The organism is Streptomyces sp. NPDC005393, assembly GCF_040606675.1.
Taxonomy (GTDB): Bacteria; Actinomycetota; Actinomycetes; order Streptomycetales; family Streptomycetaceae; genus Streptomyces.
On sequence record NZ_JBEXFG010000141.1, the window covers coordinates 1 to 1,409 of the forward strand.

General features: G+C 63.4%; 1 protein-coding gene. It reads right to left on the reverse strand.

Going from position 1 to position 1,409, the window contains the following annotated elements; all coding sequences use genetic code 11:
- On the reverse strand, positions 1 to 1,340 hold a 1,340-nt coding region (locus ABZS71_RS35630; RefSeq protein WP_356217021.1), incomplete at its 3' end, for an amino acid adenylation domain-containing protein.
- Positions 1,341 to 1,409: the final 69 nt, after the last annotated feature.

Consider the following 1,409-nt stretch of genomic DNA (forward strand, 5'->3'; position numbering starts at 1 on the left):
ACGACGTAGGCGACCAGGCGCTTGTCACCCGGAACGTCCTCACGAGCCACCACAGCAGCCTGAGCCACCAGCGGATACCCGGCAACAACCGCCTGGACCTCACCCGGCTCGATACGGAAACCACGGATCTTCACCTGCTCATCCACACGCCCCAAATACTCCACCTGACCGTCCGCACCCCAACGCGCCAAATCACCCGTGCGGTACATCCGCTCACCAGACCCGAAAGGCGAAGCCACAAAACGCTCCGCCGTCAGACCCGCACGACCCGCATAACCACGAGCCAACTGCACACCCGCGAGATACAGCTCCCCACCCACACCCACCGGAACCGGCGACAGCGAACCATCCAGCACATACACCCGCGTATTCGCGACCGGCCCACCAATCGGAACCACGTCAACATCCAGACCAACCGGGCATTCCCAGGCCGTCACATCAACCGACGCCTCCGTCGGACCATAAAGGTTGTGCAACTCCACACCCGAACCGAACACCTCGAAGAACCGCGCCACCGCAGCCGGAGACAACACCTCCCCCGAGCACACCACCCGACGCAGACCCACACACCCCGCCGCCGCCGGATCCCGCAGGAACGCCTCCAGCATCGACGGCACAAAATGCACCGTCGACACCCGCTCCTCACAGATCACCGACGCCACATACGCCGGATCACGATGCCCACCAGAACGCGCCACAACCAGCGAAGCACCCTCCAACAACGGCCAGAAAAACTCCCACACCGACACATCAAAACCAAACGGCGTCTTCTGCAGAACCCGCTCACCCACAACCAGCCCATACCGGGACTGCATCCACCCCAGACGGTTCACAATGCCCGCATGAGAAACCACCACACCCTTCGGCCGCCCCGTCGAACCCGACGTGAACAGGACGTACGCCGGATGACCCGGAAGCACAACACCCCGCTCCCCAGCCGACAACACCCCACCACCCACACCAGCAAGTACTTCAACAGTCAGCGGATCATCCAGCACCACAACAGCCGTGCCCACAGGCAGTACACCCGCCAACACAGCCGACGTCACCACACACTCCGCACCCGAATCCGCGAGCATCAACCCCACCCGCTCCACCGGCAGATCAGGATCCACCGGAACATACGCACCACCGGCCTTCACCACACCCAGCAGCGACACCACCAGATCAACACCACGCTCCAGACACACCCCCACCACCGACTCCGCACCCACACCACGACCAATCAACACCCGCGCCAGCTGATTCGCACGCACATCCAACTCCGCGTACGACACCTCCACACCCTCAAACACCACCGCAACCGCATCCGGAGTCCGCACCACCTGCGCCTCAAACAACCCACCCAACGTCCCCGCCGGCAACCCCACCCCCGTGTCATTCCACCCCAAAAGCACCTGCTGCCGCTC